The sequence below is a fragment of the Pseudomonas sp. WC2401 genome (genome assembly GCF_041200115.1).
Classification (GTDB): Bacteria; Pseudomonadota; Gammaproteobacteria; order Pseudomonadales; family Pseudomonadaceae; genus Aquipseudomonas; species Aquipseudomonas fragi.
The window spans coordinates 4,268,670-4,291,771 of record NZ_CP165623.1; the positions used below are offsets into that span (position 1 = coordinate 4,268,670).

22 protein-coding genes are annotated in these 23,102 nt (G+C 61.0%); 2 read left to right on the top strand and 20 right to left on the bottom strand.

Annotated elements, in window-relative coordinates:
- Nucleotides 1-66 precede the first annotated feature (66 nt).
- Both AB3G35_RS19585 and AB3G35_RS19590 read right to left on the bottom strand, forming a co-directional pair.
- Nucleotides 67-1,137 (bottom strand): AI-2E family transporter, encoded by a 1,071-nt coding sequence (locus AB3G35_RS19585; RefSeq protein WP_029611582.1) that lies wholly within the window; start codon nucleotides 1,135-1,137, stop codon nucleotides 67-69.
- Nucleotides 1,138-1,165: 28 nt separating this feature from the next.
- Nucleotides 1,166-1,405, bottom strand: a complete 240-nt coding sequence (locus AB3G35_RS19590; RefSeq protein WP_016782295.1) for a sulfurtransferase TusA family protein — start codon at nucleotides 1,403-1,405, stop codon at nucleotides 1,166-1,168.
- 120 nt (nucleotides 1,406-1,525) lie between these two features.
- Between AB3G35_RS19590 and AB3G35_RS19595 the strand changes: the two genes are divergently transcribed.
- Nucleotides 1,526-2,956: a M48 family metalloprotease gene (locus tag AB3G35_RS19595; protein ID WP_016782294.1), complete on the top strand. Its 1,431-nt coding sequence runs from the start codon at nucleotides 1,526-1,528 to the stop codon at nucleotides 2,954-2,956.
- Nucleotides 2,957-3,080: 124 nt separating this feature from the next.
- On the opposite strand, the gene nadA is transcribed toward AB3G35_RS19595, so the two are convergent.
- The 5 genes from nadA to galB all read right to left on the bottom strand — a co-directional run bounded on the left by nadA (nucleotide 3,081) and on the right by galB (nucleotide 7,757).
- Nucleotides 3,081-4,139, bottom strand: a complete 1,059-nt coding sequence (gene nadA, locus AB3G35_RS19600) for a quinolinate synthase NadA (RefSeq protein ID WP_016782293.1) — start codon at nucleotides 4,137-4,139, stop codon at nucleotides 3,081-3,083.
- A 224-nt stretch (nucleotides 4,140-4,363) separates the two neighbouring features.
- Complete coding sequence (locus AB3G35_RS19605) at nucleotides 4,364-5,050, bottom strand: type 1 glutamine amidotransferase domain-containing protein (RefSeq protein ID WP_095004484.1); 687 nt, start codon at nucleotides 5,048-5,050, stop codon at nucleotides 4,364-4,366.
- Nucleotides 5,051-5,230: 180 nt separating this feature from the next.
- The gene (locus AB3G35_RS19610) at nucleotides 5,231-6,307 is read right to left on the bottom strand and encodes a 4-oxalomesaconate tautomerase (protein WP_095004485.1); all 1,077 of its coding nucleotides are present in this window, start codon (nucleotides 6,305-6,307) and stop codon (nucleotides 5,231-5,233) included.
- A gap of 2 nt (nucleotides 6,308-6,309) precedes the next feature.
- On the bottom strand, nucleotides 6,310-7,026 hold the full coding sequence (locus tag AB3G35_RS19615) for a 4-carboxy-4-hydroxy-2-oxoadipate aldolase/oxaloacetate decarboxylase (protein ID WP_095040099.1): 717 nt from the start codon (nucleotides 7,024-7,026) through the stop codon (nucleotides 6,310-6,312).
- Nucleotides 7,023-7,757: a 4-oxalmesaconate hydratase gene (gene galB / locus AB3G35_RS19620; RefSeq protein WP_088377863.1), complete on the bottom strand. Its 735-nt coding sequence runs from the start codon at nucleotides 7,755-7,757 to the stop codon at nucleotides 7,023-7,025. The genes AB3G35_RS19615 and galB overlap by 4 nt, the downstream gene beginning before the upstream one ends.
- A gap of 156 nt (nucleotides 7,758-7,913) precedes the next feature.
- Between galB and AB3G35_RS19625 the strand changes: the two genes are divergently transcribed.
- Complete coding sequence (locus AB3G35_RS19625) at nucleotides 7,914-9,125, top strand: LysR family transcriptional regulator (protein WP_369781968.1); 1,212 nt, start codon at nucleotides 7,914-7,916, stop codon at nucleotides 9,123-9,125.
- Nucleotides 9,126-9,279: 154 nt separating this feature from the next.
- On the opposite strand, the gene AB3G35_RS19630 is transcribed toward AB3G35_RS19625, so the two are convergent.
- The 13 genes from AB3G35_RS19630 to AB3G35_RS19690 all read right to left on the bottom strand — a co-directional run bounded on the left by AB3G35_RS19630 (nucleotide 9,280) and on the right by AB3G35_RS19690 (nucleotide 23,077).
- The gene (locus AB3G35_RS19630) at nucleotides 9,280-10,527 is read right to left on the bottom strand and encodes an OprD family porin (protein ID WP_169909611.1); all 1,248 of its coding nucleotides are present in this window, start codon (nucleotides 10,525-10,527) and stop codon (nucleotides 9,280-9,282) included.
- A 56-nt stretch (nucleotides 10,528-10,583) separates the two neighbouring features.
- Nucleotides 10,584-11,846, bottom strand: a complete 1,263-nt coding sequence (locus AB3G35_RS19635; RefSeq protein WP_106116064.1) for a gallate dioxygenase — start codon at nucleotides 11,844-11,846, stop codon at nucleotides 10,584-10,586.
- A gap of 24 nt (nucleotides 11,847-11,870) precedes the next feature.
- A complete protein-coding gene (locus AB3G35_RS19640; RefSeq protein ID WP_106116106.1) occupies nucleotides 11,871-13,211 on the bottom strand; it encodes an aromatic acid/H+ symport family MFS transporter in 1,341 nt (446 codons plus the stop codon).
- Nucleotides 13,212-13,414: 203 nt separating this feature from the next.
- Entirely contained in the window at nucleotides 13,415-14,377 is a 963-nt protein-coding gene (locus tag AB3G35_RS19645; protein WP_134050017.1) for a type II secretion system F family protein, read from the bottom strand.
- A 27-nt stretch (nucleotides 14,378-14,404) separates the two neighbouring features.
- Entirely contained in the window at nucleotides 14,405-15,391 is a 987-nt protein-coding gene (locus tag AB3G35_RS19650; RefSeq protein WP_016782283.1) for a type II secretion system F family protein, read from the bottom strand.
- Entirely contained in the window at nucleotides 15,388-16,827 is a 1,440-nt protein-coding gene (locus AB3G35_RS19655; protein WP_086798156.1) for a CpaF family protein, read from the bottom strand. Before AB3G35_RS19655 ends, AB3G35_RS19650 begins: the two co-directional genes overlap by 4 nt.
- A 3-nt stretch (nucleotides 16,828-16,830) precedes the next feature.
- Complete coding sequence (locus AB3G35_RS19660) at nucleotides 16,831-18,048, bottom strand: AAA family ATPase (protein ID WP_029611580.1); 1,218 nt, start codon at nucleotides 18,046-18,048, stop codon at nucleotides 16,831-16,833.
- Nucleotides 18,042-18,545: a TadE/TadG family type IV pilus assembly protein gene (locus tag AB3G35_RS19665; RefSeq protein WP_016782280.1), complete on the bottom strand. Its 504-nt coding sequence runs from the start codon at nucleotides 18,543-18,545 to the stop codon at nucleotides 18,042-18,044. Before AB3G35_RS19665 ends, AB3G35_RS19660 begins: the two co-directional genes overlap by 7 nt.
- Complete coding sequence (locus tag AB3G35_RS19670) at nucleotides 18,545-19,015, bottom strand: TadE/TadG family type IV pilus assembly protein (protein ID WP_029611579.1); 471 nt, start codon at nucleotides 19,013-19,015, stop codon at nucleotides 18,545-18,547. Before AB3G35_RS19670 ends, AB3G35_RS19665 begins: the two co-directional genes overlap by 1 nt.
- An 8-nt stretch (nucleotides 19,016-19,023) precedes the next feature.
- Complete coding sequence (locus tag AB3G35_RS19675) at nucleotides 19,024-20,364, bottom strand: TadE/TadG family type IV pilus assembly protein (RefSeq protein WP_029611578.1); 1,341 nt, start codon at nucleotides 20,362-20,364, stop codon at nucleotides 19,024-19,026.
- Nucleotides 20,365-20,402: 38 nt separating this feature from the next.
- Nucleotides 20,403-21,209 (bottom strand): Flp pilus assembly protein CpaB, encoded by an 807-nt coding sequence (cpaB, locus tag AB3G35_RS19680; RefSeq protein WP_016782277.1) that lies wholly within the window; start codon nucleotides 21,207-21,209, stop codon nucleotides 20,403-20,405.
- A 12-nt stretch (nucleotides 21,210-21,221) separates the two neighbouring features.
- The gene (locus AB3G35_RS19685) at nucleotides 21,222-22,544 is read right to left on the bottom strand and encodes an AAA family ATPase (RefSeq protein ID WP_369781969.1); all 1,323 of its coding nucleotides are present in this window, start codon (nucleotides 22,542-22,544) and stop codon (nucleotides 21,222-21,224) included.
- Between the two features lie 14 nt (nucleotides 22,545-22,558).
- Nucleotides 22,559-23,077 (bottom strand): prepilin peptidase, encoded by a 519-nt coding sequence (locus AB3G35_RS19690; RefSeq protein ID WP_016782275.1) that lies wholly within the window; start codon nucleotides 23,075-23,077, stop codon nucleotides 22,559-22,561.
- Nucleotides 23,078-23,102: the final 25 nt, after the last annotated feature.

Genomic DNA, 23,102 nt, shown 5'->3' on the forward strand with positions numbered 1-23,102 from the left:
GATGCAGTAACGAAAAAGCCCCGACTCTTACGAGCCGGGGCTTTTTCATGTCTGGCGTTTAGTGATCTACAGCAGCGGTGACACGACTTGCTGCTCTCGCGGCCAGGCATCGAGCACAGCCTTGAACAAGGTCGCCAACGGGATGGCAAAGAATATCCCCCAGAAACCCCACAACCCGCCAAACAACAGCACCGCGCAAATGATCGCCACCGGGTGCAGGCTCACCGCTTCGGAGAACAGCAGCGGTACCAGCACATTGCCGTCCAGGGTCTGGATGATCCCGTAGACCGCCATCAGGTAGATAAACTGATCGCTCCAGCCCCACTGGAACAGTGCAATCAGCAGCACCGGCACCGTCACTACCACCGCCCCGACATAGGGCACCACCACCGAAACCCCCACCAGCAGCGCCAGCAAGGCCGCATAGTTGAGGCCCATGGTGACAAAGGCGATATAGGTCACGCCGCCGCAAATAATGATCTCGATGACCTTGCCGCGAATATAGTTGGCAATCTGGCGGTTCATTTCTTCGGCCACGCGGGTAATCAATGCCCGTTCGCGAGGCAGATAGCCGCGCACCCAGCGGCCAATGACCGCGCGGTCCTTGAGAAAGAAAAACACCAGGATCGGTACCAGCACCAGATAAATCATGATGTTGACCAGCAGCGGCAAGCTTGACAGCGAAAAGGTCAGTGCCAGTTGCCCGAACTTGCCGATTTCACCCCGTGCAACTTCAATGGCCTGCAGCACCTGCTCATCCGACACCAGATGCGGGTAGCGCTCAGGCAATAACAGCAACAACGATTGCCACTTGGCGAGCATGCCCGGCAGCTCGTTGAACAGCGTAATCAGCTGATGCCAGAGCAAGGGCACCACTACCACCAGAAACACCAGCAACAAGCCCATAAACAGCGCAAACACCAGCCCGACCGCCGCTGCGGCCGGCACCCGCATGCGCTCCAGTGCCACCACCAGGCCCTGCATCAGATACGCCAGCACCATGCCCGCCAGCACGGGTGCGAGCATACCGCCCAATGTCAGAACGGCGGTAAACGCCAGCACCAGCAACACCGCGAGCACCACCGCTTCTTCATCAGAGAAATAGCGCTGCACCCAACCACGTAAAACCTTGAACATCGATATTCCTTAGAAGAAAGGCCTGGGCTCAGGCCTTGCGTAACCAGTAGCGATAGGTGCCGGCATCCTCTTCTTCACGCAGCAGCTCATGGCCTGCCAGGCGGGCAAAGGTACGAAAATCACGTTGTGAGCCCGCGTCCGTGGCGATCACCTTGAGGGTCTGGCCACTGCCCATCTTGTTCAGCGCCATCTTGGCCTTGAGCAGCGGCAACGGGCAATTCAGACCCGCAGCATCCAGTTCGGCATCATGGGCCAACACATCAGTCATTGCGTACATCTCCACAGAGGGCATTTTTTATGCCAGCTAGAATACCCCAAGCAACCCCGCCACTGGTCGCCAGCCGAGTGTCCAGCTACAGTAAGCGCTTTACCAACCAGAGCTTTGTGCATGACTTTTCTGCGCCCTACCCTGTTGACGCTCGCTTGCCTGCTCGCATCACCGAGTTTCGCCGACGATTTACCGTCTCTGGGTGACGCCAGTTCGTCCATTGTCTCGCCACAGCAAGAATACCAACTGGGCCGCGCCTGGCTGGCCATGTTGCGTAGCCAGGTGTCACAGCTCAACGACCCCCAGCTCAAGGACTATGTCGAGACCAGCGTCTACAAACTGGTCGAAACCAGCCAGGTGCAGGACCGCCGCCTCGAATTCATTCTGATCAACAGCCCGCAGCTCAACGCCTTCGCCGCACCTGGCGGGATCATCGGGGTTAACGGTGGGCTGTTCCTCAACGCCCAGACCGAAGGTGAATACGCCTCGGTCATGGCCCACGAACTGGCCCACTTGTCCCAGCGCCACTTTGCCCGTGGCGTGGAAGCCCAGCAACGCATGCAGTTGCCAATGATGGCTGCGCTGCTCGCCGGGATTATCGTGGCGGCCTCTGGCGCAGGCGACGCCGGCATTGCTGCGATTGCCGGCACCCAGGCTGCGGCCCTGCAGGAACAACGGCGCTTTTCGCGTCAGAACGAGCAGGAAGCTGACCGAATCGGCATTCTCAACCTGGAAAAGGCCGGTTACGACCCGCGCTCCATGCCCACCATGTTTGAGCGTCTGATGCGCCAGTACCGTTTTGATGGCCGGCCACCGGAATTCCTGCTGACTCACCCGGTCACCGAATCCCGTATCGCCGACACCCGCAACCGCGCCGAACAGGCCCGGCCGGGCGGCACCGAAGACAGCCTGCGCTATCAGTTGATCCGCGCCCGGGTGCAGCTCAACTACGAAGAAACCCCCGGGCTGGCCGCCAAGCGTTTTCGCCAGCAACTGGATGAGAACCCGAAGAACGACGTAGCCCGTTATGGCCTGGCGATTGCCTACATCAAAGGCAGCCAGTTCAACGAAGCCCGCGAGACCCTCAAGCCGCTGCTGGAAAAGTCGCCCAACGACATCACCTACAACCTGGCGCAGATCGAGCTGGACATGGACAGCAACCGCCTGAGCGAAGCCCAGCAGCGCATCGACCGGATGCGCACCTTGTACCCCGGCAATTACCCGCTCAACCAGGCCCGGGTGGATTTGCTGCTCAAGCAAAACAATCCCAAGGAAGCCGACAAGGCCCTTGAAGCGCTGCTCAAGAGCCGCCCGGATGACCCGGATGTCTGGTACTCGGTGGCCGAAACCCGCGGTTTGTCAGGCAATATCATCGGCCTGCACCAGGCCCGTGCCGAATACTTCGCGCTGGTAGGGGATTATCGCCAGGCCATTCAGCAACTGGACTTCGCCCAGAAGCTGACCAACAACTTCCAGCTGTCGGCACGCCTGGATGCGCGCAAGCGGGAACTGATGGATCAGGAGCGGGCGCTCAAGGAAATGATGAACTGAGCCTGACTGGCTCAGTTCCTGTGGGAGCGGGCTTGCTCGCGATTCAGGCAACTCGGTATGTCAGTTTGACCTTGTTGACCCCATCGCGAGCAAGCCCGCTCCCACAGAGAACAGTGCTGGCTAATCAGGCATTGCCCGCCAGTTTCAACCGCGCCGCCTGGGTGAAATCGAGCATGCGCTTGAGCGGGCGAATGGCATGGGGCACCAGCGCCGGGTCAACGAAAATCTCGTTCGTACCCTGCTGCAAGCATTCCAGCGTGCGCTCCAGGGTATTCATCGCCATCCACGGGCAGTGCGCGCAACTACGGCACGCCGCACCGTTACCTGCGGTCGGTGCTTCGATAAACACCTTGTCCGGGCACAACTGCTGCATCTTGTAGAAAATGCCGCGATCGGTGGCCACGATAAAGGTCTTGTTGGGCAGGTTCTGCGCCGCAGCAATCAACTGGCTGGTAGAGCCCACGGCATCGGCCAGATCAATCACCGACTCCGGCGACTCCGGGTGCACGAGGATCGCAGCATCCGGATACAGCGCCTTCATGTCTTCCAGCTGCTTGGACTTGAACTCTTCGTGAACGATGCAGGCACCGTCCCACAGCAGCATGTCGGCACCGGTCTGGCGCTGGATATAACGACCCAGATGCTTGTCAGGCCCCCAGATAATGGTTTCACCGTTATCCATCAGGCTTTCGACGATCTCCAGCGCGCAGCTTGACGTTACGACCCAGTCAGCCCGGGCCTTGACCGCCGCCGACGTGTTGGCATACACCACCACCGTGCGCTCGGGATGCTTGTCGCAAAACGCCGAGAACTCCTCCACCGGGCAGCCCAGATCCAGCGAGCAGGTGGCCTCCAGCGTCGGCATCAGCACGCGTTTTTCCGGGGTGAGGATTTTTGCCGTTTCGCCCATAAAGCGCACACCGGCGACCAGAATGGTCTTGGCCGGGTGAGCCGCGCCAAAGCGGGCCATCTCCAGGGAATCGGACACACAGCCGCCGGTTTCTTCGGCCAGGGCCTGAATCACCGGATCACAATAAAAGTGCGCCACCAGCACTGCGTCGCGGGCTTTGAGCTCGGCGGCGATCTGCGCCCGCAGGCTGAGGGCTTGAGCCTCAGTCAACGGCTTGGGCTGCTTGGCATCAAGGTGAGCTTGAACCAGAAGTCGTTCAGAAATTTGCGTCATGTTCGCAAGACCTGCAAGCGCTGTTGCGCGAAAGTCGAGTGTACCACCAGCTCCGGGCCGTCAAGCCCCGCTGGGAGAATGTATGTATCAGGCACGGACAAGCACTGAAGCGCGACAAGGCTACAGAATATCCTTGGGATTCAAAAGTTTAATGTTGCGATGGCGACGGCTAGAGCAGAACCGATGCTGGCCGGGGTGGCCAGCATCGAGGGGATTAACTGAATTTACCCGATAGCCTTCAACACCAGCTCCGCCACCGGACCACCGGATGCCGGGTTTTGCCCGGTAATCAGGCGCCCGTCGGCAATGGCAAAGGGTGCCCAGGGTGCATCGGCCTTTTGATAGATCGCACCGCGCTTGACCAGCTCGGTTTCGGTCAAATACGGCACATGCTTGGTCAGGCCGGCCAGTTCTTCCTCTTCATTGGAGAAGCCGGTGACTTTCTTGCCCTTGATCAGCAGTTCGCCATCGCTCAGTTTGATATTGAGCAACCCCACTGCGCCATGACACACCGATGACACCACCCCGCCCTGTTCATAAATACGCCGGCTCAGGGCCTGCAACTGAGTGTTGTCCGGGAAATCCCAGATCACCCCGTGGCCGCCCGCGTAATAAATGGCGATGTAGTCATCGGGGTTGACCTGGTCGGGCTTGAGCGTCGCACCCAGCCGGTTCATGAAGGCCTTGTCGTGATACCACTGCCAGTCAATCGGCGACGCCATGTCGGCGGCCAGGCTGTGGGGGTCGATCGGCGTGTAGCCACCCTGGGGGCTGACATAGTCGACCTTGAAACCTGCCGCCTGCACCTTGTGTACAAAATGCACGGCTTCGCCCAGCCATAGCCCGGTGGGGCGATCCAGATCGGGGTATTTCTCGACGCTGGTCAGTACCACCAAAATCTTCTTGCTCATGATCAACCTCCTGTTTGTGCGAACACCGGTAAACCGGTGGGAACAAGAGCATAGACCACGCCAGCGCGCATTCGTCCTGTGGGAACAGGCTTGCTCGCGATGCTATTAATTAATGTGCACTGCCTGATTGACCGCAGCGCCTGCATCGCAGGCAAGCCAGCCCCCACATGACCAGGTCTCTTAGCCTGCCCAGACCGCCGCCGGCACACACACCACCCCGTCAAACAACAACCGCGCCGTGCGCATCAGCCCGCACCCTGCCAACTGGCCGTGGTGCAAGCGCAGCTCCACCGTGAACTCTCCTGTGGGGTGTTCTACCGAAAGTTGCTGCACATCCCCCATGCCAACCCGGGCCAGCCCTGCCGCCACACTCCCCTCGATCAAACACGCGGCAGCCACGCTGACCGCCCCGAATACACCGATACTGGTATGGCAGCGATGTGGAATAAATGTTCGCGTACACAACGCCCCGCCTGCCTGCGCAGGTGCCACCAAGCACATCTTCGGTACATTGCGCTGGCGTACGTCGCCCAGATTCATGCGCAGCCCGGCCTGCAAACGGATCGACTCCAGCCGGGCCTTGAGCGCACTGTCCGCCTCCAGCTGCGCCGGGCTTTCATAGCCACTGCAACCCAGGTCCCGGGCCCGCAGCAGCACAACCGGCATGCCATTGTCGATGCAGGTCACTTCAATTGCGTCCAGCACATCCACAGCGTTACCGGTCGGCAACAGTGCGCCGCAACTGGCTCCTGCGATGTCCTCGAACTCGACGATCAGGGGCGCAGCCAAGCCCGGCACGCCATCAATTCGCGCTTCACCGCTGTAGCGCACATGGCCGGCAGGTGTCGGCACATGAGCGATCGCGACCTGCCCGCTGTTTTGCATAAAAATCCGCACCGGGGTCACATCCCCCGCCACCGGCACCAGCCCCCGTTCAATGGCGAACGGCCCGACCCCGGCGAGGATATTGCCGCAGTTTTGGCCGTAATCGACCCGCGGCTCGTCCACCAGCACTTGCGCAAACAGATAGTCGACATCGGCGTCCGCGCGTGCAGACGGCTGGATGATCGCTACTTTACTGGTCAGCGAGTCGGCACCACCGATGCCGTCAATCTGACGGCTGTCCGGCGAGCCCATCACCGCCAGCAGCACGCGATCACGCAGCAGCGGCTCTGCGGGCAAGTCGCGGGCCAGAAAGTACCCGCCCTTTGACGTGCCGCCGCGCATCAACAGGCAAGGAATACGGGTCTGGGTCATGCTCAGCCCTCAAGCTCTTCGATGCTGTCGACATAACGCAAACCTTTCTCGGCCAGTCGCCCGCGCATGTTGTAGATATCCAGCCCCAGCTCGCCCTTGGCCAGGCGCAACGCCTTGTGGTCCTCCAGATCAGCCCGTTCACGGCTGGCCTCGACCACCTTCGCCACCTCGACGCGACGCACAATCACCACCCCGTCGTCATCCGCCACCACCACATCCCCGGGGTTGACCAGTTGCCCTGCGCAGATGATCGGCAGGTTAACCGAGCCCAACGTTTCCTTGATCGTGCCCTGGGCGCTGATGGCCCGCGACCACACCGGGAAACCCATGCCGCGCAGGGTGTGGGTATCTCGCACCCCAGCATCGATCACCAGTGCACGCACACCGCGGGCCTTGAGCGAGGTGGCCAGCAGGTCGCCAAAATAACCGTCAGTGCAAGGTGAAGTCGGCGCCACCACCAAAATGTCCCCGGGTTGGCACTGCTCCACGGCAACATGGAACATCCAGTTATCTCCCGGCGCTACCAGCACTGTCACTGCCGTGCCGCTGATCACCGTACCGCGCTGGATCGGCGTAATACGGGGTGCCAGCAGGCCCTTACGGCCCTGGGCTTCGTGGATCGTGGCCACCCCGTAGCGGCCCAGCTCATTGACCAGCGCCGCGTCGGCCCGGGGAATGCTGCGTACCACCAGGCCGGTTTTACCGATTAGCGCGCTCATGCCAGATTCTCCGTCACACGGGGGAAAATGCTCTGGTAACCCTCGGCATATTCGATAGTGCGACCCGAGGCGATGCCCACGTTGCGCTTGGCCTGCACGCCGCGCTGCAAAGCGACACGGGTGTAGTACTCCCACAGATGTTCCTGGCCGGCCATGCACTGAATGGCCGCGTACTTTTTGTCCCACACTTCGGTGATGTCCAGCAGCACATCCGGGCGCCATTCACACTGCTCCGGCTGATGGGGCTCGAAGCTGTACACCGGCGGCGCGCCGACAATCTTCTCGCCCGGCCGGTAACCTTCGGCCTGGGCGATGATGCGCGCCTCCTGGGTCAGGTTCATGGCCAGCGGGTGATCGTAGTTGTACGGGTCCTTGAGCGAATGGCTGAGTACAAACTCCGGCTGTACGCGGCGAAACACATCCGCCAGGCGAAACAGCGTGTCCTTGTCGGCGCGCATCGGGTAGTCGCCGATATCGAAGAACTCGACACTGGCCCCCAGGATATCCGCCGCCTGCTGCGCTTCCTCGCGCCGCGCCTGCTTGACCCGCTGTTCGCTCATCTCGCCCTTGCGCCACAGCTTGGCGGATTCGCCGCGTTCGCCGAATGACAGGCAGACGATATGTACCGCGTAGCCCTGTTGCGCATGCAGGGCGATGGCACCGCCGGCACGCCAGACAAAATCGGCCGAATGAGCACTGACGACCAGTGCGGTTTTGGGTGATGCATTCATGTGCGGGCTCCTTCAACAGTTGGCCAAAGGATCGCACCCACCTGCCGCCCCGGAGTAATGCATAAGCTTGCTACAGGTATGCGTTTTATTTATTGCCAGCTCATCTGCCAGGCAGGCATAGTCCCACTGTATTGCCCAATCAAAGAGCCTGCCCCCATGCAATCGAGTGAGCTACCCAGCCTGATGCACGTGCGCGCCTTTGTTCGGGTGGCCGACTACGGCAGTGTGTCCAAAGCCTCTGAAGCCCTGTTCCGGGCACAGTCGGTAGTGACCCGCTCGATTTCCGAACTGGAGGCTCGCCTCGGCGTGCTGTTGTTTGAGCGCCACGCCAACGGCATGCGCCTGACTGATTACGGCACCCGCCTGCTGCCCCGCGCCCGCCGCGTGCTGGCCGAACTGGACAGCGTCCCGCATCTGCTTAACGGTACTGACAAAGCCCGGACCGAGCCGCTGTACCTGTTCCAGGCCCGGCGCCTGCAAGTGTTCGTCAAATTGTGCGAAACCCACCATATGCAAACCGTGGCCAGCTTGCTCGGGCTGAGCCAGCCCGCCATCAGTTCGACCCTCAAGGTGCTCGAAAGCGGTTGCGGCCACACCCTGTTCGAGCGTACGCCACGGGGCCTGCTGCCGACACGCGCCAGCCTCGACATCCTGTTCCCGGTGCGCCGCGCCCTCAATGAACTGCGCCATATCGACACCGATATCAGCGCCCTGCAGGGAACGCTGCAGGGCGTGGTCCAGGTCGGTGCCCTGCCCCTGGGCCGCACCCGCATCCTGCCCGAGGCCATCGTGCGCCTGATGGCCGAACACCCGGGCATCCAGGTGATTACCAACGAAAGCCCGTTCGACCTGCTGGCTACCGAATTGCGCGCGGGGGATGTGGATTTTATATTCGGCGCCTTGCGCTCGACGGCATACGCCAGCGACCTGTCGGGCGAAGCCTTGCTGACGGAGGAGATGGTGGTACTGGCGCGGCGCGGTCATCCGCTGTATTCGAAAAGCACCGTGCAGGCCGAACTGGCTGATGCGCAATGGGTGCTGCCACGAGCCGGTTCGCCGGCGCGGCACATGCTCGACGACTGTTTTACTGCATTTGGCATTGCGCCGCCGCGCCCGATGGTCGAGAGCGGCGACATGGCGATCATCCGTGGTTTGCTGCTGCGCTCGGACATGCTGGCGGCGGTGTCCGCACACCAGCTGGAGGCAGAAATTGCCAGTGGCGAGCTGTGCATCCTGCCGCTGGAGCTGCGCCATACCTCTCGCGCCATCGGCCTCACCTCACGCACCGCCAGCCTGCACTCACCGGTGGCAAAGGCGTTGATGGACGTGATCCGTCAGGTGATCCAGGAGCAGCCCCCTGAACCTTGAACCCGTAGCAGCTGCCGCAGGCTGCGTCCGGCGGCGCAGCCGTCGTAAAACCTGAAATCGCGGTCTTTCAATTAAATCGCGGGTTCATATTTTGCGATTGCTTCGCAATCGAACGCAGCCTCGTTCCTTCGGCAGCTGCTACGGGATCAAGCCCTCAGAGAATATTCAGCGGATAGCTGACAATCAGGCGGTTTTCATCGAACTCGTTGGTGCTGTAGTCGCGGCGCATCGTGGAGTTGCGAAGCCGCAGGTTGAGGTCTTTGAACGTGCCGCTCTGCAGGGTGTAAGCCAGCTCGGTTTCCCGGCCCCATTCCTTGCCGTCGGTGACAGTGCCGGTGTGCACGTTGCTGCCACTGAGGTAGCGGTTCATCAACGTCAGGCCCGGCACGCCAAGCGCCGCAAAGTTATAGTCGTGGCGCACCTGCCAGGACTTCTCCCGGGCGCTGTCGTAGCTGGAGTTGTACGTGTCATTGGCCAGGGTGCCACCACTGGTGCCATTGACCCGCATCCAGCCATCATCGCCGGTGACCTTTTGCAGGCCCACATAGAAGGTGCTGGCGCCGTAACGGGCCGAAAGCAGCGCCGAGACCGTGCGGTTATCCAGGTCGCCAGCTTTGGCACTGCCGTCTTCAGTGCCGCGGAAGTAACCCAGATTGGCCCCCAGGGTCCAGTCGCCCAGCGGCTGGCTGTGGGTCACTTGCAGGTATTGCTGCTGGTAGATGTCCTTGAGCTCGGCATTCCACAAGCCGACCATCGTGCGTTTTTCGTTGAAGGTGTATTCACCGCCGACAAAGTTGAAGCGATCGGAGGTGACCGTCGCTTTGCCCTGCATAAACATGTCGTCCATGCTCGAATCGTTGCGCGGGCTGTTTTTGCGGAACTGGCCGCCATACAGCGTCAGGCCATCAATGTCCTGCGAGGTCACCTGAGCGCCTTCAAAGGTTTGCGGCAACGAGCGGCCATCGTCGGAGCGCAGGATCGGCAGCACCGGCATCCATTCACCGACCTTGAGCACGGTCTTGCCGATCTTCATTTTTGCGGCCACCCCCAACCGCCCGAAATCATCGGCCGGGCGCCCGTCACTGCCCACCGGTAATAATTGGGTACCACCACTGCCCTTGCCGCCATCGAGCTTGATCGAATACAGGCCCAGGGCATCCACCCCGAAGCCGACAGTGCCCTGGGTAAAGCCCGATCTGGCGTCGAGGATAAAGTTCTGCGTCCACTCCTGGGCCAGCCCCTGGGCATTACCCGGGTTGGTGAAATTGCGGTTGATAAAGAAGTTGCGCAGGTTCAGGTTGACGCTGGCATCGTCGACAAAGCCGGCCGCCTGGCCTGGTAAAGGCAACGCACAGGCAAGCGCCAACGCGCAGAAATTGCGTGAGTTGAGGGTGACAGTCATTGTTATTGTTTTCCGTTTGTTTTGGTTAAACGCCCCCTTTGCAGGGGGCAACACGATCAGCGCGAAGCTTTGCCCGCCACTGAATAGAGCACTTGCTGATTGCGGGTCTGGATAAAATCTTCCAGGCTTTCGCCGCGCATGGCGGCATAGACCTGCAGGTTGGGGATGCCCAATACCGCCGCGAGTTTTTCCAGTACAAAGAAAATCACCCCGTAGTGGATCAACCCTCGCCAGTCCCGGCGGCGCAACAGGTCGCGTTCTTCTTCACTGAGCCCGGATTCGGCAAACAATGCCTCAGGCTCGGCCAGAAAGCGCTGGCGCCATTGGGGCTCGATCATGCGATGCAAAAACTTGTTCAGGCGATAACCCTTGGCACTGCGGGCCAGGGTGAAGGGGTAAGTGCCTGGCAGCTTGTCGATCCCCGCCAGTTGGTGCTGCATATGGGCCCGATGACGGGCATTGACCTCGGCCGGCACCGCGCGGTCCTGGTTCTCCAGCAACAGGGTGGCAATCCCGGTCATGGACGGCAGGTAGTAGTCCTGATGCAGGTTTTTCACCACAGCCGACAACGCACCGCGCATGATCAGCCAGGTGATCACCTCCGCCCCCTCGAGCCCGCCGAGGGTGGCGAATTCGGCCAGGGTCATTTCGGTCAGCCGTACCGGGTCGTTGACCAGCAAGTCGACAAACTGCGCGTCCCACTGCGGGTTGTTGAAGCCACAGCGCTCGCCATGCACCTGATGGGAGACCCCGCCGGTGGCGACGATGGCGACCTTCAAGTCCTCGGGGTAGCTTTCGATGGCGCGGCGCAGCGCCAGCCCCAGTTTGTAGCAACGCAGCGCACTGGGAATCGGGAACTGCAAGACCCCGACCTGCAACGGCACGATCTGCACCGGCCAGTCCGGCTCGCACGGCAGCAGTGCCGACATGGGCGAGAAAAACCCGTGATCCAGCGGCTTGTCGCGGAAAAAGCTCATGTCGAACTCATCGGCCATCAGGCTTTCGCCAATGTGCCGCGACAGCGCCGCGTGGCCGCCGATGCCGGGCAATGCACGCGGGTTGCCGCCTTCGTCGGCCACTTCGTAGCGCTCATCCACGCCCAGGGAAAACGCGCCATAGTGGTCAAAGAAAAACGAGGTCACATGATCGTTGAAAATGTAGAACAGCACGTCCGGCTGCTGCTCTTCCAGCCACACCTTGATCGGTTCGAAACCTTCAAAGATCGGCGCCCAGGCAGCCTCGCTCTGTTTGTCGTGATCGACCGCGAAGCCGATGGTCGGGGTGTGGGAGACAGCGAGGCCACCGATGATACGAGCCATGAAGAGTTCCTTGAATGAAAGAATTTATTGCGCCAGCACTGTACGGCCGATCGCCCGCCGACGTGCCCGGCCATTGCCCATGATCGCCAGCGCGGCGATAAAGGCCGGCACCGCCAGCAGGGCGAACAACAGCGGCAGGTCCAGCCCCAGGCTGAGCACCGCGCCGCCGACTAGCGAACCAAAAATCGCACCAAAACGGCCGATGCCCAGCATCCAGCTCACCCCGGTCGCCCGGCAATCAGTCGGGTAATAACCCGGCGCGAAGGCATTGAGACCCGTTTGCGCCCCGCTCATGCAAAAGCCTGCGGCAATCACGCCCACGGCCAGCAGGCTGGATTCCAGGCTGAAGGCGCCCAGCAGCAGGATAAAGGCACCGCCCAGGGCATAGGAGGTCGCGATCACCGCATTGGGATTGCGCCGGTCCATTGCCCAGCCCACCACAATGGCGCCCACCGTGCCGCCGATCTGGAACAGCCCGGTAATGGTTGCGGCACGCTCGATGGACAGTCCGCCATCACGCAACAGGGTCGGCATCCAGCCCATGGTCAGGTAGATCACCAACAGGCCCATGAAATAGGTCAGCCACAGGGCCAGCGTGCCGAAGCGATACTGCTCGGTGAACAGCATGCGCACTGGCGCCTTATGCTGCACCTGGGGTTCGGACATGACAAACCGGGTGGCGGCGGTGAAGGTACCGCCCAGCTTGTTCAACACCTTGGCAATCTGGCTGGCCGAAGCATTGTGTGCGGCCAGAAAGCGTGCGGATTCGGGCAGCAGCAGCCACAGGAACGGCAGTAACAACAACGGCATGATCCCGCCAAACAGCAGCACCGACTGCCAGCCATGGCTCGGTATCAACCAGGCCGCGACGAAGCCGCCCAGCCCCGAGCCCATATTGAAGCCGGTGAACATGAGGGTGATAAACAGCGAGCGGTTGCGCTCTGGCAGGTATTCGGCCAGCAGCGTGGTGGTATTGGGCAACGCAGCCCCCAGCGCCACACCGGTCAGCAGGCGCAGGGCGGCCAGCTCATAGGGGTTGCGGGCAAAGGCGCAGGCCAGGCTCAGGACGCTGAAACCGGTGACGGCAAAGAGCATGATTTTCTTGCGGCCCAGGCGGTCAGCGTAAGGCCCGGCAGTCAGGGCGCCGATGGCCAACCCGACCATACCGGCGCTCATAACCGGGCCGAAAGCGGCGCGCGACAGGCCCCATTCCTGGATCAGTGACGGCGCGACAAAGCCCATCACCGCCACATCGAAACCATCGAACAACACAACGAAAAAGCACAGTGCAAGAATCAACCACTGGTATTTGGCGACGGGCCTGTCATCGATCCAGGCCTTGATATCGACCGTTTCGTGAGTCATGTTTTCCACCTTATTATTTTTGTAGAAATTGCGACTGGCGCTGACATAAGCGCAGGCCAAAAAAGTCATGCCCAACAGTCGAACTGTTGGGCATGACTCTAAGGCCGCCAGGGCCTGTCCCGCCTCTGGGAAATCCTTAAGCGGGTATCGATTTTTCTTATCAGGTGTTTAACACGCCCGCGCGTACTGGCCTGCTTTTCTACTCAAATCTTGCCGAACACCTTGAACACACTGATGATCGCCGGCCCGATGGCCACCAGAAAAAAGCTCGGCCACAGGCAAAAGATCAACGGAAACACCAGCTTGGTGCCCACTTTCGCGGCCTTTTCTTCGGCCAATTGGGTACGTCGATCGCGAAACTCCTCGGCATAGATGCGCAAGGTGGTGCCCACGCTGGTACCGAAGCGGATGCTCTGCGCCAGCAAGCTCACCAGCCCGCGAATATCTTCAAGGCCCGTGCGCTCTGCCAGATGCTTGAGCGCTTCGGTACTGGGCACACCGGCACGCACCTCGGCGTTGACCAGCGCCAGCTCCATCGCCAGGTCGGGCTGGCTGACAGCCATTTCCTCGGCCACCCGCTCAATGGCCTGGGGCAGGGCCAGGCCTGATTCCACACACACCACCATCAAGTCCAGGGCATCCGGGAAGGCAATCAGCAGCCGCGACATGCGCGATTCCTTGCGCGAGCTGACATAGATCGCCGGCAACAGCCAGCCCACACCGAGGACCACAGCCAGGATACCGCCCCCCAGCAGCAGCGACATGTTGGGAATAAACGGCAATGCCAGCAGTGTTATGCCCAGCAGTAACAGTGGCAGCAGCAAGCGAATCGCCCAGTACACCTGCACCGCCGACGGGGAGCGGTAGCCGGCATGGATCAGCAGGGTCCGGGTGGCCGAGGCCTGCCTGGTCTCTGCAGAACTGAAACGCTGCCCGACCTGCTCCAGCATCATTTGCAGGTTGCTCGGCGGCGCCCGGTGGTCGATGCCATGACCGCGCTTGATCAACATCAAACGCCGCTGCACCGGGCTTTGCAGGCCCTTGACCAGCACCGCCAGGGCTACCACCACCAACACCACACTCAGGCCGATAACTGCCGCAAACAGCATTCGGGTCAGTTGCTCGTCACCCACTAGCCGATTGATCAGACCCAGTAAATAGTTCATGTCCATACCCTCCAGGACGAGCCGTGTTCAAACCTGAATCCGGATGATTTTGCGGATCCAGAAAATCCCGATGATCATGGCCACAAAAGCCCCCATGATCAGCTTCTGGCCCATGGGTTCCTTGAACAGCAGGGGCATGTAAGTCGGGCTGGAAATCAGGATGGCCAGCGCCAGTACAAAGGGCATCGACACCAGGATCCAGCCGGACATGCGCCCCTCGGCCGAGAGGGTCTTGACCTTGCGATGGAAGCGAAAGCGGCCGCGAATCAGGCTGCTCAAACGGGTCAAAACTTCAGTCAGGTTGCCGCCAGTTTCACGGTGGATCAGCACCGTGGTCACCAGCATCATCACCGTCATGCTCGGCACACGCTCCAGCAGGCCGAGCATGGCCCGACGCACATCATTGCCATAGTTGATATCGGCAAACGCCAGGCCGAACTCGTAGGCAACCGGCCCCTGATGCTCATCGGCAACCAGTTGCAAGGTTTCGTTAAACGGATGCCCGGCGCGCAAAGCCCGGCACATGGCATCCAGCGCATCGGGCAGGCCCTCCTCGAACTGGGCGAAACGCTTGATGCGGTCGTGGGAAATCTTCCATATGGGTAGCCAGAAACAGACAAACGCCGCCGGCAATGCCACCCACCACAGTTGCAAGAACGACCACAACACCAGCCCCACCGCCGTAGCCAGCACCAGCCCCAGCAATAGCACACGGTAGGCCCTGTATTCATGCCCGGCCTGCTCGATCATCTGCGCCAGGGTTTCCATCATCGGCAACTGCTCGAGGCGAGCCTCAAGCGGCGGCAGACGGCGCAGGTATTTCTGGCGCAGGATCGACTGCATATTGGGCAGATTGTTCGCCCGCTCCAACAGGTTAAGGCGCCCGCGAATGCGCTTGCGTACCTGGTTGGCTTCACCGAACACCGGAATCGTCAAACCCTGGCTGAGCAGAAACATGGCCGTGAACACCATGCCCAGGAACGCCAGGATAAATTCGCCAGGAACCTGATTCATGACTGCCCCTCCATCCATTCCGGCCGAAACAGGCTGAGCGGCAGCTCAATACCCCGTTTGGCCAGCACATCACGAAATGCCGGCACCATGCCGGTTGAGCGAAACTCGCCCAGCACTTCCCCTTTCTCGCCCATGCCGCTGCGCACAAAGGCGAAGATCTCGGTCATGGTGATGATGTCGCCCTCCATGCCATTGATTTCCTGCACGCTGACCAGGCGCCGGGTGCCGTCCTCCTGGCGCTCCAGCTGGATCACCACGCCAATGGCCGAGGCGATCTGTTGACGCATGGCCTTGATCGGAAAGGTGGCGCCGCTCATCGACACCATGTTTTCGATCCGCCCCAATGCATCGCGGGCGGTGTTGGCGTGGATGGTGGTCAGCGAACCGTCATGGCCGGTGTTCATGGCCGTCAGCATGTCCAGCGCCTCGGCGCCACGCACCTCACCGATCACAATCCGGTCCGGGCGCATGCGCAGGCTGTTGCGTACCAGCTCACGCTGGCCCACTTCACCGCGCCCCTCGATATTCGAAGGCCGGGTTTCCAGGCGCACCACATGGGGCTGCTGCAATTGCAGTTCGGCGGAGTCTTCGATGGTGACGATGCGTTCGTTGTGCGGGATAAAACTGGACAGCACATTGAGCATGGTGGTCTTGCCGCTGCCGGTGCCGCCGGAAATCAGCACATTGAGGCGCCCGCGCACGATGGCCTTGAGCATCAGGGCAATGGCCGGGGTCAGGGTGCCCATCTGCACCAGGCTCTGGGTATTGAGCAGGTCCACGGCAAAACGGCGGATCGACATGCTCGGCCCGTCGATGGCCAGCGGCGGAATGATCGCGTTGACCCGCGAGCCGTCCTTGAGCCGTGCATCCACCAGCGGCGAGGACTCGTCGATGCGCCGCCCGAGGCTGGAGACGATACGGTCGATGATATTGAGCAGGTGATGATCGTCGCGAAAACGCACATCGGTACGCTGCAATTTGCCAAAGCGCTCGACGTACACCGAGTCAAAACCATTAACCAGAATGTCCGATACGCTGCTGTCACCCAGCAGTGGCTCCAGTGGCCCGAGGCCCAGCACCTCGTCGGTGATTTGCTTGATGATCAGCTGACGGCTGCTGGTACTGACCGGCGCCGAGTATTCGTCCAGCAGGCGCAAACTGATCTCGCGAATCTGCCGTCCGGCGTCGGCCAGCTCCAGGGTGTCGAGCAAGGACAAGTCCATGACCTTGAGCAGCTGCTGATAAATCTTCTCCCGCCACTCGGCCTCCATCGAACTGAGCTTGGTGCGGGTTTCATACACCACATCCGGCACGCTGGCTTCCCAGGCCATCAGTACACTGGTGCAATCGGCGCCCTCGACGGGCAATGCCACCACCTCTGCAGAGGCCAGCTTGCTGGCTTGCTGACGCAGGCGATTACGAAAGTCGCTAAGCATGGCTTATCCTCCGAACAGACGGTTGAATGTACGTTTGAGCAAACCTGCTTCAGTGGCCTCGATGCCGATCAGGCTCTGGCTCAATTCACGCAGGCTCAAGGTGATACCGGCGCGCGGAGCATGCAGCTCCAGGGGCACCCCGGTGTTCTGGCTTTCACTGACCACCGCATAGTCATTGGGCAACTTTTGCAGCTCCGCGCAGCGCAAGGCTTCGCTGATGTCCTTGGGTTTGAAGGGCGACGCCTTGTCAAAGCGATTGAGCACCACATGCAGGCGATTGCCCTGCACTCCCAGGTCGTCGCGCAGAATGCGCACCAGGCGGTTGGCGTCCTGCAGATGGCTCAAGCTTTGTTGCAGCACGATATAGACCCGGTCCGACTGTTCCAGGGTGATACCGGTGAGGTGATCGATATGCCGTGGCAAATCCACCACCACCCAGTCATAGGTGCTGCGCGCCAGCTTGAGCAAACTGTCCAGTTGCTCCAGGCGGATTTCCTGAGGCAGGCACAGTTCATCGGTGCGTCCGCCCAGCACATGCAGACTGGGGCTGAAATGACTGCAAAAGCCACGCAGCGCCACGCTGTCCAGGGTATCGATCTGTTGCAGCACATCGGTATGGCTGTGGGTGGGCAACACATCCAGGCTGTGGGCCAGGCTACCAAATTGCAGGTCCAGATCCAGCAACAGGGTCCGGCCGCCCTGCACGCTCAACTGATGGGCCAGGTTGCAGGCCAGCATCGAGGCCCCCGAACCGCCCTTGGCATTCATTACGGACACCAGTTTGCCCTTGCTGCCATGCTCGCTGTGCAGTTCGATCTGCATGCGCTCCAGTGCCGACTGCAAGTCTTCGCCCGACACCGGCTCCGGCAAGAAGTCGCGGGCCCCGGCCTGCATCGCCAGGCGCATGCCTTCAAGCTCATCCAGCGGGCCGCACACCAACAGTGGCGGACGCTCCTTGAGCGGGTGCTGCAACAGTGCCGCCAGCTCTTCGCGCCATAAATGGCTGACGCGCAACAGCAGGAAATCAGGCATCTGCTCCAGGCCATAGAGCGGATCGGTGTGGCCATTGCTCACCAGCCGCGTGCTCACCTGCAGATGGGCAATGCCCTGGCTCAAGGTCTTGAGATGGTTCAAGGCCGTGGCATCACGGCCGCTGATCAACAGACGTATGCCCTGGCGGTCTGATGACGTTGCCGCCGTCACTTCTCGGACACTTAACATGGCGTTATCCCCGGTGTAACCGTCGGATCAGGCTGGCGGCCAAGGCTCTCGCGCGGCACCGTCGACCTGAACGTGGGCAGGATGAAGACCCCTCTGAAGCCGGGGATCAACAGATTGAAACTGAAGTTGGTCACCTGCAGTTGCACATAACGAATGGCGGCAAAACCGCCGGCCCCCACCAGATCATTGGGGCTGGTGACCACTGCACCGTTGGCGTCCAGATAGACAAGGTTCAGATTGGCACTGGTGAGGCTGGCAATCAGGCTGCTTGGCCCGGCATTGCCCGCCGTGTTGAACATGGCACGACGCAGGATGATCGGGTCCTGGATATTGCACACTGCTGCCAGCCGCGCGCCGCGACGCACCGACTCGCTCAGCACGTTGACGGTGAAGTACAGCCGGCCCATTTCCAGTGCGCCAAACAGCAGGGTGAACAGCACCAGAGCGGTGATGGCGAACTCGACGATATACACGCCGCCCATGCGTTTGCGGTTCATCACAAGGCCCTCATTACAACCGTTGAAGTCAGCAGCAGGCCCAGCGGCACGCTACTGCCATACAGCGCAGGGATGGCGCTGCCGAGCGCCGGGACAAAGGTGTAGGCAATGCTGACCCGTACATGGTTGGTGCCCACCGCACTGACCGTGACATTACCGGTGGTCAGGCCCGGTGCCGCCGCCGGGTACCCATTGGGGTTGGCCGGCAGGCCGTAAACCGCTACGTTCTTGGTCTGCGATACAAGCGCAGCGTTGAGGTCCAGCGTGCCCAGGGTGGCGTTCCACGCCTGGCTGGCCGCATAACGGCCGGCATCACGGCTGGCCTGTTGCAGGCTGTTGTACTGGAACAGCATGCGGCCGAACTCGGCGAAGGCCAGCATCAGCAACACCAGCAGCGGCAGGGTCAGTGCCAGCTCGACCATCGCCAGACCCCGCTGGGCGCGGGCCGACCTGAATCCACAGCGTCTCATGAGACCTCCTAGGAGTCGGTGCTCGGCGTCTGGTTGTTGTCGATATAGGTTTTGTACAACTGGATGATCTGTGGCCCGACGTTAGCCGCAGGGTTGGGGCCAGGCACGTTATCGCCTTCGCACACACTGACGAATTGGCCGAAAATCTGTGCTTCATTACCTTGTTGTGCGGCTGGTTGCATCACGAAGTAACAACCAAAGCCCAGCACCGGGATCGCCGAGGCACCATCGTTCTTGCCCGAGCAATCGCCAATCACGATTTTCAGGATCCGCCGTTCAAATACGCCATTACCCTGGCAACCGGCGCCGCCCCCCACACACGCAGACTCGTCCTGCTTCCAGTTGTTGTAGTCATACAGGGCACCGCTGCTGGTGGACAGGTTGCCGCTGCTGGAGGTAACCGTCTTGCCGTCATACAGGATCGGCGCAGGCGAGCCGGCGTAGGTAAATGACTTGGGATTGACCGTAATCACCAGATCCGGCGGATAGTCAGAAGCGCTGAGGCCACCCTTGTATTCGTTGAAACGCGTATTAAGCCCCTGGGAAGCAGGGCCCACGGTATTGCCCGGTTTGGTCTGGGCGGTGGCACCGACGATATTGCACTGATCGATCCCGCCTGCCAGACCTTCCCTGACCGTCTTGCCGCCCGAACCGAAGTCCAGCAGCTGGAAATTCCCCGGGCCGATGGCCGAACTGTTGTTGGCGGCGGTTTTCAGTACTTGCAGATCACCGAACTTGAAGCCCCAGAACATCCCGGCAGCCGGGTTGTTCTGCGCCGGGTCGCCGCACACCAGCAACGGGGTCAGATCACAGGGGCCGCTGCTCGGGCTGGGCCCGGCAGTAGCCACCGCGGCGACGGCCTTGCCTGTGGCGTTACCGTTGTCCAGCGCCTGAAACACGCCCCAGAAAAAACTGCTCAGGGGGTAGTTGTTCACCGTCACCCGAACAAAGGTCGCATTTGTCGGCCCGGGGAACGAAAACGGCCCGTAGACACTGCTCGCCAGTTCAACGGTGGCAAAGCCGGACGGGTTGGCCGTGATGGCCCTGCCCAGTTCCTCGTTGCCCGTCGCATTGGCATTGAGGCTCAGGGTATTGAGCGCCGCAGTTTGCGTCAGGCTGGCCGAGCCGGTCGCGCCAACCACCATGCTCAGCGTCTTGGCCCCGCTCAGCGCCGCCGCATCCACTGCGTTTTGCAGGCGGGTCTTGTTCAGCAGCATATGGCTGCCGTCCAGGGCCAGGGCCCCCATCAACAAGAGCGAGGCCATGGCAATCACCACCAGGACCAGCATGGCGCCGCGCTGTTGCCGGGGAAACGCGGTGTGGGGTTGTTGGATACGCGCGTTCATGATGCGTCACCTTCATTAGTGTTGCGCTGCTGCCCGGCCCTCTACATCGCCTTTTCTACCGTGGCCGCGACACCGCGAATCACGATCACGCTACCGTCATTGGCAGGTGCACGACGGCGAGCTACCGGCTTGGCCATCACGGCCGGCAGTACCGGCGCCGCCATGGCAACGGGTTCAGCCGCAAGCGGTGTCTTGTTGTTATCCAGCGGGTTGCGCAAGGCCAGTTGCACCTTGCCTGCGGTCATGCCTTTGACCAGTACCTCGGCCTGGGCCGGGGTCATCTCCAGGGTTACCGCACGCACCACCACCGGTTGGGTCTTGTCGGTGCTGGCGGTCTGGTCAACTGCCAGTACCCGCAGATCTTCGAGGATGGTCTTGGACTCGGCATTGCCCTCGCTGCCGACTTGCCGGGTTGCCAGCACGTCGACCCGGTTGCCCGGCAGCAGGAAGCCGCCGACACCGACCACATCATCCACCCGCACCGAGATCGCCCGTTTGCTGGGCTCGATCAGCGAGGCCAGGGTGCTGCCCCCCATATGCTCGGCCAACCGCGCCCCGCGCAGAATGTCGCCGCGCAACAGGGAGAAGGTGGCAATCTTGCCGACCACTTTTTCAGTGGCATCAAAGGCGTCCTCGGGGGCAGCATCCCTGGGCATGCGCACCACCGTCACTTGCTGGGGCTCGATCATTTGCCCGAATGCGATTTCCACAGTGGCAATCACCACGTTTTCCTGGTTGTCGTCGGGGGTGGTGTTAAGTCGTGCCGTGAGCCAGTTGTTGGCCATCCAGGTGGCGCCCAGGCCGAGGATCACGGACAGGACAATCAAAGTCAGCGTGCGCGAGTTCATGACGGTAACTCCTTACCCAAGAAAATCGAGTTGGACGAAATAGTTGCGCCACGCCCACTCAAGCTCCTGAGTAGTCAGTGGCCCCGCCCCCTCCAGATAACGCTGGCGATCGCACGCCATATTCAAGAGATCCCGGGGATGACATGGCACCAGGGGCATGTTTTCGGCGCCATAGAGATCGTGCAGCACAAAACTGAGCAACATCGGGTCATAGGCAATGCCCAACCGCTGCGTCTCTTGAATCCAGATTCGTTCGTATTCGCCAGGCTTGAGGTAACCAAATTGCAGCTTGTAGCCAATGCGCCGCAAAAACGCTTCGTCTGCCAGCTCCAGCGGGTTGAGGTTGGTGGAGAACACCAGGATCAGGTCAAACGGCAGCTCGCAATGGCGCCCGCCGCCCAGGTTGAGGAAGTCGCGTCTCTCCTCCATAGGCACAATCCAGCGGTTCAACAACTCGCCCGGGGTCATGCGCTGACGGCCCAGATCGTCGATGATCAGCAGGCCGTTACTGGCCTTGAGTTGCAACGGTGCCTGGTACTGACGGGCATAAGGGTCATACCGCACATCCAGTTGCTCCATCGTCAGTTCACCGCCGGTGATCACGATCGGCCGTTCGCAGCACAGCAGGCGACGGTCTATGCCCTCATTGAGCATCAAGCCGTTTTGATGTTCGTCATCGCCCAGGCGCTTGTGTACCTGAGGGTCATAGATCTCGATCACCGATTCATTGATGGCGATGGCATGGGGCACCCAGATCGCTTCGGCAAACAAGCGGATCAGCCGACTGCTGACATAGGTCTTGCCGGTACCCGCAGGCCCGTAAATCATGATGGCGCGCCCGGAGTTAAGGGCAACACCCAGTTGATCGAGCATGGTTTGCGCCAGCACCATCGAACCGAAGCAGTGGTGCATGTCATGGGCGCTGATACGACCGTGGTGAATGGTCTGCAGCTTGAGCAGCGAGCGGTAGGCACTCACCGGGAAAGGCGCTGCACCTATATAGCCACTGCGGGCCAGGGCATCGCGGGCACTGTTGCGGCCGCGTTCGGTCAAGCCGTAGCGCATGGCCTGCCCCCCGGCCTGACCCAGTACTTCAACGCGACGGTCCTTGCGCAGGAACGTGAGGATTTCTTCCATCACCGCACCGGTGAGCGCCAGTCGCGCCACCAGTTGCACCATGTCCAGCACACCCGCATCGTATAAATGCTTGCATACCAGATCACCGAGAAAATTGTCCGCCAACCCGGTTTCAAGGATTGTGCGTGGTTGTGGAGCCAGTTGCTGTACCGCTTCGCGCTCATCGAGAGAAACACGGTTGCTGCTGATGGCGTACATGGTGTTCTCCTGAACTAATGGCCCAAGGGCAGCCAAAAGACACTGGCCAAGGTGCCAAGCAAAACTGCGACCGAATAAGGGAAAGGCTTACCGGCCACTTCATCAGCCTGGGGGGAAAAGTAGGCCCGGGCCTTGAGCATCAACCAGTAGCGCCCCAGGGTCTGCACTGCCTGACCGCGCACCAGCACGATCAGCAATCCGCATGCGCCACCCGCAATCAGGCTGAAAAACGCAGCCCAGAGGGCGTCATGGGGGGTTAAAAAGGCGCCGGCCATAGCCATTAACTTGACGTCCCCGGCGGCCATCCCGCCAGCGGCGTACATGGGCAGGAAAACCCCGAAGCCGATCAGCATGCCCAGCAGCGAATGCCCCAACCCGATAAAACCTGCGGCCCAAGTCTGGCCGACCAGGCCCAGCACCAGCCCCAGCAAAACCAGAAGATTGGGAATGCGGTGACGGCGAAGATCGCTCACCACCGCAACTCCCAGCAGCCCTGACAGCAACGCAACAGCAACAATCTGTACCTCGCTCATGGCTGCACCCTCAACAGGAGACATC